7 protein-coding genes are annotated in these 8,197 nt (G+C 36.3%); all 7 read left to right on the top strand.

Annotated features, from left to right (window positions below):
• The first annotated feature begins 128 nt into the window (after positions 1–128).
• The 7 genes from QUF61_RS17735 to QUF61_RS17705 all read left to right on the top strand — a co-directional run bounded on the left by QUF61_RS17735 (position 129) and on the right by QUF61_RS17705 (position 8,077).
• Positions 129–656 (top strand): aldehyde dehydrogenase family protein, encoded by a 528-nt coding sequence (locus QUF61_RS17735; RefSeq protein WP_289682891.1) that lies wholly within the window; start codon positions 129–131, stop codon positions 654–656.
• Positions 657–732: 76 nt separating this feature from the next.
• Positions 733–1,845 (top strand): hypothetical protein, encoded by a 1,113-nt coding sequence (locus tag QUF61_RS17730; protein WP_146066440.1) that lies wholly within the window; start codon positions 733–735, stop codon positions 1,843–1,845.
• A 19-nt stretch (positions 1,846–1,864) separates the two neighbouring features.
• A complete protein-coding gene (locus QUF61_RS17725; RefSeq protein WP_289682890.1) occupies positions 1,865–3,400 on the top strand; it encodes an ABC transporter permease in 1,536 nt (511 codons plus the stop codon).
• A gap of 2 nt (positions 3,401–3,402) precedes the next feature.
• On the top strand, positions 3,403–4,695 hold the full coding sequence (locus QUF61_RS17720) for an ABC transporter permease (protein ID WP_177428178.1): 1,293 nt from the start codon (positions 3,403–3,405) through the stop codon (positions 4,693–4,695).
• A gap of 14 nt (positions 4,696–4,709) precedes the next feature.
• Positions 4,710–5,537, top strand: a complete 828-nt coding sequence (locus QUF61_RS17715; RefSeq protein WP_103918810.1) for an ABC transporter ATP-binding protein — start codon at positions 4,710–4,712, stop codon at positions 5,535–5,537.
• Positions 5,538–5,558: 21 nt separating this feature from the next.
• Complete coding sequence (locus tag QUF61_RS17710) at positions 5,559–6,533, top strand: vWA domain-containing protein (protein WP_177428179.1); 975 nt, start codon at positions 5,559–5,561, stop codon at positions 6,531–6,533.
• Positions 6,534–6,565: 32 nt separating this feature from the next.
• Complete coding sequence (locus QUF61_RS17705; RefSeq protein ID WP_146066444.1) at positions 6,566–8,077, top strand: Lcl C-terminal domain-containing protein; 1,512 nt, start codon at positions 6,566–6,568, stop codon at positions 8,075–8,077.
• Positions 8,078–8,197 lie beyond the last annotated feature (120 nt).

Below are 8,197 nucleotides of genomic sequence, written 5' to 3'. Positions count from 1 at the left end.
TTTCGCGCTTCTTGGTATTAAAAATTGATTTTTTTAGCCATTAAACAGAGAAAGTAATAATTTTTTTGAATTTAGGTGGTATCGCTTAGATATTTTGACGGTTTGCAAGTAGGGTCACGGATTCAGGATTGGATATTCGATTTAGTACTCCCCCAGTCGGGCAAAGCCATTTCTATATCAGTCAACTTTCTTTTATTGATGCAGTGGATCTCAGTCCCATTGAAACAGATGATACTGAGCTGATTAATAAAGCAGTAGAGGCAGCTATCCGGCAAGCTGTAAAGTTGATGCCAACCCTAAAATACAATGAATCGAATCACTCTATTCCAAATACACTGGGAAATATTCAGAAACTTATTCGGTTAATTTTTAATCCCGATACACCAAAAAAAGAAAGAATCGTAAAAATAATCAGTGAGATGATGATACCATTTGGTGTAGACATAATTATATTGGGCACTTCTGTTGACAAAGGAAATACTGTTGTTATCAAACCCATCATTATACTAAAAAATAGCAAAAAAGTAGTTACCAAGACCTTGAATTATACAAAGAAAGATTTTATCTGTACCGATAGTAACGGTAAAAAAGCATTATGTTATCGTGCTTATAATGAGTTTGCAAAAATAGCTATAGAATTGTTAAATGCTATTTGATAGCAGCTACCCTGCTATCCATTCTTTACTTCTGTCATTCCTGTGCAGGTATGACTCCGATCTTTATGAATGATGAGTGAATAACAAATATTTACTTTTGAGTCATTGTAAATGGCAAATGGTTTCAACTATGAATTTTATAAAAAAGGCTAAGTCTGTTTTAAGGCAGGTGGTTTTTATCACATTGCTAATACCTCTCCCCCTGTATGCACTTGATATAATAGATATTTTAGGAGGGGAAGAACTGCCCCCAGCAGGGAGAAAGGCTCCAGTTCAAAAAAACGGGGCAAATAATCCAAATCTTTTGGGTAAGACTAACAACACTCAATCTAGTGATGTATTGGATATCTTAGGGGGTGAGGAGTTATCACCATTAAACAAGGCTAATATATCTAAGGAATCACCTTATAACGAAGAGAATAAAGGGAAAAATCAAATTGATAATGTCCCTGTAAATCGTTATGGTAATCCCGATTGCGTAGAATGTGATTTGGTTAAAGAGCGAGGGTTTGAAAGCTGCATGATTGCAGTTTTGCATTTATATACAGGAGAAGGATTTAACTTTAAGCTGCCCAGGGAAGCACTGGAAAGCAAAGGTTTCTCCATCTATCGGTGGGCTGATACCCCGCCCTCCCCCCAAGAATTAGACGCAAAATTAAAACAAGCCAGTCAGCTTTGGATTATTTCTGATCAGGGGAAAAAACTGACTGATGCACACCTTCAAGTGATTAAGCTTTTTTTTGATACGGGGAAGGGCGTTTATATATGGGGTGATAATATCCCTTTTTATGCGGATGCTAATTATGTAGCAGAAGCACTTTTGGGAACTAAAATGCTTGGAAATACACATGGAGATCAAATAGTAAGCTTACAAACTCAGCAAAACCAGGCGGGCCTGATTTCCGGGCATCTGATTACAACCGGATTACAGCATCTCTATGAAGGCATAACCATCGCTACAATCCAACCCAGCCCCACGCTTAAACCATTAATTTATGGTTCGGCTAATAATTTGGTTGCAGCAACATATGATAAATATGGTAAAAGAGCCATTATAGATGGTGGTTTCACTAGGCTTTATCTGAAGTGGGATACAGCAGGAACGGGACGATATGTAAAAAATGCAGCAGGTTGGTTGGTCAATTATGAAAGACTTGGCAAAACAAATTGTCAAGCCCAGGTAAAATAACTAAGTGAGTTACTAACGAATGAGCTACGAACTTGATATTGCCCATGCATTAATGAAATCAAAAAATGGTAGAAAATTCCCCTTTAATTCCAATATTGTACTCAGTACATTAGGTATTATTGTGGGTGTCGCAGTATTGATATTAGTCATGAGTATTTATGATGGCTATATCAAAAAACTGGAAACAGTAACTTTTTCCATGATCCCCCACGTTATGATAAGAAGTGGGAGTGGAACATTATGGGATACAGAAGCTGCAACTTCAAAAATAGAAGATGAATTTGAGGCAGCTATTGCAGCTAATGTTGCAGAGATGAAACAGATTCAATCTGGGCAAAATAATGATTTAACACTGGAACAGCAAGAAGACAAGCAAAAAACAAAAATTTGTCAAAAAATTGAGAATGGAGAAATTATTCTTTCCAAGGTGGAAGGGGCGGAAAGTGCAGGTCTTATTCAGGATAGTTATATTTTTACACAAGAAAAATTACAAAAAATGATGGCTGCACTTTCATCCTTACCGGGAACTATTACCACAGCCCCTTTGATTAATGAAAGTGCCCGTTTTCAATATAGCCATACCACTCATTCAGAAGCGCAGCAGAAAGAATCAATTTTTCGTGTATTGGGTGTTCAGTTAAATGATGATAAACACTATGTACCCGAAATAGAAAGAGCAGTGGATAACCATGAATTACTAAAAATGCTTCAAATTGAAAATACCGTATTAATATCCGAAGTTTTATACCAACAAATTTTTGATGAGGTGCCGCCCGCTGAAAATATACATAAAAAATTAAATATGACTTTGCAAGTAGATATTACCGACTCTTCAGGAAAAACATTCAAACCACATACAGAACTGACTGTTGTTGGGATATTTCGCTTGGGTATACATAAAGTTGCAGATAACATGCTTGTCAGCAGTCTGGCTACTGCACAAAACCTGCTTGCTATGCAAGGCAGCGCTAGTATGCTGGGGATTACACTGAAGCACCCATTTCAGAGCGAGCAATCTGCAGATGCTATTGAGCAGATTTTTAAAGATCAAAATATACGGGAAACATTTATTTTGCATTGGCGTTATCGTATGGGCGGTGCAGGTGGGTTTGATGATTTTTTCAATATGATGGATTTATTTCGTAAATTAATTGCCGTAGTCTTGCTGATGTCCATTGTGATCACTGCATTTAACGTTTATAACAATCTATCTATTATGATGCTGGAAAGACGTCGCCAAATTGGAATATTACTGGCGATGGGTATGAAAAAACAGAGTATTTATAATATATTTATCATCATCAGCCAGATAGAGGGAATTACGGGAAGTCTATTAGGAATTGGACTTGGCAGCCTGGGAGGATATTGGTTTAACCAATACTTAAATATTCATTTGGCTGACTTTCTTCCAGTACAGGATGCAGGTATTGCCCTCAGCCTGGATGTAGTAATAGGAATTATTGTACTTGTATGCACGGTGTGCGCCATTACCTCATTTATACTTGCGCGCCAAGCTGCTCGCCTGAATACTGTAGAAGCCTTACAAAGTGAATGATCATGCTTGAATTTACGCTTAGTCGCTATCTGGTTAAACCCATTTTTTCTATTTTTCTGACCATTGGAGCAATCATTGGTATAGCCGCCTTGCTCATTGTTTTGTCCTTATTTCAAAATTATTACCTGTCAATGGAAAAAGTTTTTATGGGCATCCACCCACATGTGGAAGTCCATATGGATATGATGCCTCAACAAGAGGTTGAAGCTTTGAGCAAACGCTTAAAAGATACTTTTCCAGAGATTCTCATGGTACTACCCGCATTATATACCGAAACCAGTATGGAAATTGCCACGGGCAAGCCAGATAAGTGTGTGACAAATACCCAAGAGCATTACGGCTTTCATGTCACAAAACAACAACGTTCTGATATCCATTTAAAAGGCGTTAGTGTACAAAATGGTAGAACTGTAATGGACATAGAATCTATTGCTCACTGTAATTCACCTTCTAGTATAGACTGCGATCTCAATCACCTGGCCGATACAGTCAATGAAAATGGTATTAATGTTCCATTGCGTTTATATATGGAGGGTAGTGTATTCGATTTTTTAACGAAGGAAGACGAAAGTAAGGGTTCTAAAATGTTAAAGGATTTTTTATTAAATATTCCTGATGTAACTATAGAACCACAATATTATCAACGTACAATGTTGCTGGATATGGGGAGAAAGAAAGATAATTTTCCATTATTGGTTGTTTCCCTGAAAAATGCTCAAACATTACTGAATAAACCTAATTTAGTGAATACCATCGAAATTAAATTAACCGATCCATACTACAGTACAGAATTTGCTCAGCGTATTCAAAACTACTTAGGGGATACTTACAAAGTTCATAGCTGGACAGAAAAAGAACAAGCATCCTTTAAGTTTTTGCAAACTGCAAAAAAAATTGCCTTTATGCTTATTTTCAGTATTTCTATGGTGGCTGCCTTGGGTGTATATTCCACGTTACTACTGGCAGTAATGCAAAACCGTAAAAAAATCGCCATTTTAAGAGCATTGGGTATTAAGAATCGTAGTATTTATCTGATTTTTGTAAGTAAGGCACTGAGTATCGCGTTATTAGGATTATTTGTTGGTACTTTTTTTGGGTATTTAGGTAGTGAGTGGCTACTCATCCAGTTTGCAGAAAATCTAAATGACTTAGGAATCAGCAATCCTAAAACTGAAATAACATTACAAGATTTAGCTCTTATCAGCTTATTTACCTTGAGTTTATTTATTATTACAGCAATTATTCCGGCAAAAAGGGCAACCCAGATTGATCCTGCGGAAAATTTACAGCATTAACAGGGGAATATTTTATGGCTGCTATGATCGAAGTTGAAAAACTCAGCCGCATTTATAATATCGTTGAAAAAGATTCTTATGTTCGCCAGATTGTCTATGAAAATCTTAACCTGACTGTTGAGGAAGGTGACTTTATTGCAGTTGTCGGCACTTCCGGTTGCGGTAAAAGTACATTATTGCATACAGTGGGTATGCTTGATTCCATTGAAAATCGGCGTCATATTAAATTTACCCATAAAAATACCGGACATGAAGAGCTTATTCCTGAAGTGGAGACCAGTGGAAAAATTCATGTTAATGGGCAGAATATAGCTAAACTGGATGGCAATACGCGAGCAGAATTTATTAATCATAATATTGGCTTTATCTTTCAAATGCACCATTTAATTCCTGAGTTAAATGTCTTGCAAAATGTAGCATTACCTTTACGTATTCGAGGTATGTCAGTTAGTAAGGCGAATGAACGTGCAATACATCTCCTGGAAGAGGTAGAATTGATTCGACCTGGTGACTCTGAGGAGGAACAGGAAATACGGCAAAGCGTTCTATCCAAACAACCTACGGTATTGTCAGGCGGTGAACGACAACGGGTTGCAATAGCACGTGCTCTGGTAACCGAGCCTAAAATATTGTTGGCTGATGAGCCTACCGGTAGCCTTCAACCAAAGTTAAAAGAGGAGATAATGAAATTGTTTTTAACACTGAATAAAAAGGGGATTACCATACTGATGGTAACGCATGACAGAGATATTTTGAAGGATGATGACGGCAATCAGAAAGTGCATCGAATCTTTGAGCTTTCCAAAAAAATGGAAACAGTTACTGAACCTCATGTACAGTAATAAACTTTGAAGGAAATGGTTATGAAAAACTCTGTAGCAAGTATAATATTTGTATTGTTGATAACTTTATTGGCTCCATCGCAGGGAATTGCAGCGGGCGCTACCCACATGAAATTCCAGAAACTGGCTGGTTTTATGAAAGGCAATAAATATTATCTGGTGGTCTACTCCATTGATGAAGAAACCAGTTATATGAACTTTGCCACCGATATGGATGGCGTTCATATCAGGTTGAAAAAAAGAGGGGGCGGGGATGTTGTTATTCAACCGGATGATATGATTATCAACAGTTTGGGATTGATGATGAATGCCCGCTATAAAAATACGCCAATGTTTCGTTTTAATATGGTGATTGACAGCAGTGGTTCTATTGATGATCGTGCGCTGCATCATGTGGAAGATGCGCTAACCCAGTTTGTTGATTTTTTACCTGCTGCATTTGAAGGTCAGGTCATTAAATTTTCTACAAATGTAAGTGCTCCTTCTGAGTTCACAAATAATAAAGATGAATTGAAAAGGTGGATTAAAGCCCCTTTTCAAAGGGAAAATACGGCCTTATATGATGCAATTGGAAGTGGCGTGCAAGCATTATCCAATAGTGGAGATAAGGTACCTTTTAAATTTTCTGTAGTATTAACTGATGGTAAGGATACCGCCAGTCAGGATTACAAAACTCCGGCACAATTTATAAACAGAATTGGCCCATTATCAAAGAATCATAATATTCCAGTATTTATTGTTGGCGTAACTAATAATGTAGAAGAAACTACTTTAAGAAAAATTGCGGGTGCAGGTTATGGTCTTTACCGAAAGGTGCCCAATTTTCAAAATCTCAAAAAAGCTTTTCATTTTATCAATAATCTCATTCGAGAAACTTATGTTTTTACAATGCCTATGCCGGTATCCATGTCCAGTGTAGAGAAAATCTTAATTGTTAAACACCGTAAGAGTGGAAGTGGAAAATATGACATCATTCAAGACATTGATGTTCAATAATAATACCTGTGATAAATACTATCAGGAGTAGAATGATGACTAAACGCTTAATTTTATTATTTATAGCTGCGGGGGGAATAAGTATTTTTTTTCTTATGCCCCCATATTCTTATGCAGCAAGTAACTATGCAGTCTTACCACTATCAATAGAAGTCCAGAAAACAGATTTGCATACGTTTCTAACACCAGCTGATGAAACCTTTAACCAAGAACTACTCAGGTATGAAAATGCAAAAGATATTAAATTTCATATTTTAGGCAATGAAAGTCCTGTTGGTTATAATAATGCAGAAGATCCTTTGCCTCCTATTCTTGGGCAAAAAGATCTTCTTAAAGAACGACTAAACTCATTAATGGGCAATCAATATAAAGGGATTATCTTTGGTCATATTTGGCAGGAGTTTGATACTATTTATTTTGTTGTGAGAATTTATAGTGGAAACAATGCTGATTATCAATTTAGGAAGTTATTAGTTGATGTTGCTGATTTAAATCAAGGCATTATTATTACTCTAAAGGCATTGCTAGATGGCTATTTTAAAGAAGATGATTCGCAACCGCAGATACCTGATGATACACCAGCTTCAATTCGTAATGAACTAAATACTAAAAATGAACGTATACGAGATGAGCTTAATCAAATAAGAATTAATAGGGCTATAGCTGATATTGATGGCTTTGCAGACGAGTATGTTTCTGTTGTACCTGAAAAAACTACACCCCCTCACCCTATAGATAATAGTAATAATCGAAATGATTTTTTTAATGCAGAAATATTTCAAATAGCTTCTGAGTTAGACTCATTGGAACTATCTGATATTTATAAACTAGCTTATAATCAGGATCTTTATCTTTATCCATTTGACTCACCTTCTTATTTTCCTGATAAAAAAGATCGCAGGATACATACTGAGGCAATTAAAAAAGTTCTTCAAGATAACCCTAGAATGAGTAAAAATCAATTACAAACGCAGTTAGCTAATGGTCGAAATAATTCTAATTCACCTTATAGTTTAACAGATCAAAAACCAGAAATTCTTTTTAAGACATCATGTTATATGAGGAGTTTAATTTCAAAGCCTTTCGAGCCGCATAATCAGAGTAAAACTTATAAATTGTGTTTTGATCCCAGCTTTTTACTTCCCCCAGGTTTTGACTGCAAAAATAACAATGGCAAGATAATAAGTAGCCCTAAGTTTTTCCCTAGAAATTATAATGCAGCAAAACTTGAAATTGCTGATTTAAATCAGCGCTCTAGCATTTTATGGGATATTCCTACAATAGAAGAATTGCTTGTATTAGTATCACATAATAAAGAACTCCTATTTCCAAAAGTACAAAAAATAGGAGAATCTCTAACTTTTTGGAGTAGAACTAGCACTATGGATGGTAGAAGCTTATGGGTTGTCACGATGCTACACCGTAAGATCAATGCCGGGGTGGTTGGGTATGCACCTTATATTGAGGCTAAGGATAAAAATACTAATGATACAGCTTATTTACTTCCAATAGCAAAGGAGGTATGTACAGGGCAATCGCATTAAAAATGTCTTGACAAGATAAGTGGTACTATGAGTATAAATGATGGTTTTTGGTATTTTTCATGGAAAACCACTCAACAGCATCAATTATCAAGCATTTTGAGACAATTAAAGACCCACGCA

Source organism: Candidatus Venteria ishoeyi (assembly GCF_030378065.1).
GTDB classification, from domain to species: domain Bacteria; phylum Pseudomonadota; class Gammaproteobacteria; order Beggiatoales; family Beggiatoaceae; genus Venteria; species Venteria ishoeyi.
Note: the sequence above shows the minus strand (reverse complement) of the source record. Positions and strands in the feature narration are given on the sequence as shown.

Coding starts and splice junctions, on each gene's coding strand:
- QUF61_RS17705 (WP_146066444.1), top strand. CDS start 6,566: ATGATGACTAAACGCTTAATTTTATTATTTATAGCTGCGGGGGGAATA.
- QUF61_RS17725 (WP_289682890.1), top strand. CDS start 1,865: ATGAGCTACGAACTTGATATTGCCCATGCATTAATGAAATCAAAAAAT.
- QUF61_RS17715 (WP_103918810.1), top strand. CDS start 4,710: ATGGCTGCTATGATCGAAGTTGAAAAACTCAGCCGCATTTATAATATC.
- QUF61_RS17710 (WP_177428179.1), top strand. CDS start 5,559: ATGAAAAACTCTGTAGCAAGTATAATATTTGTATTGTTGATAACTTTA.
- QUF61_RS17720 (WP_177428178.1), top strand. CDS start 3,403: ATGCTTGAATTTACGCTTAGTCGCTATCTGGTTAAACCCATTTTTTCT.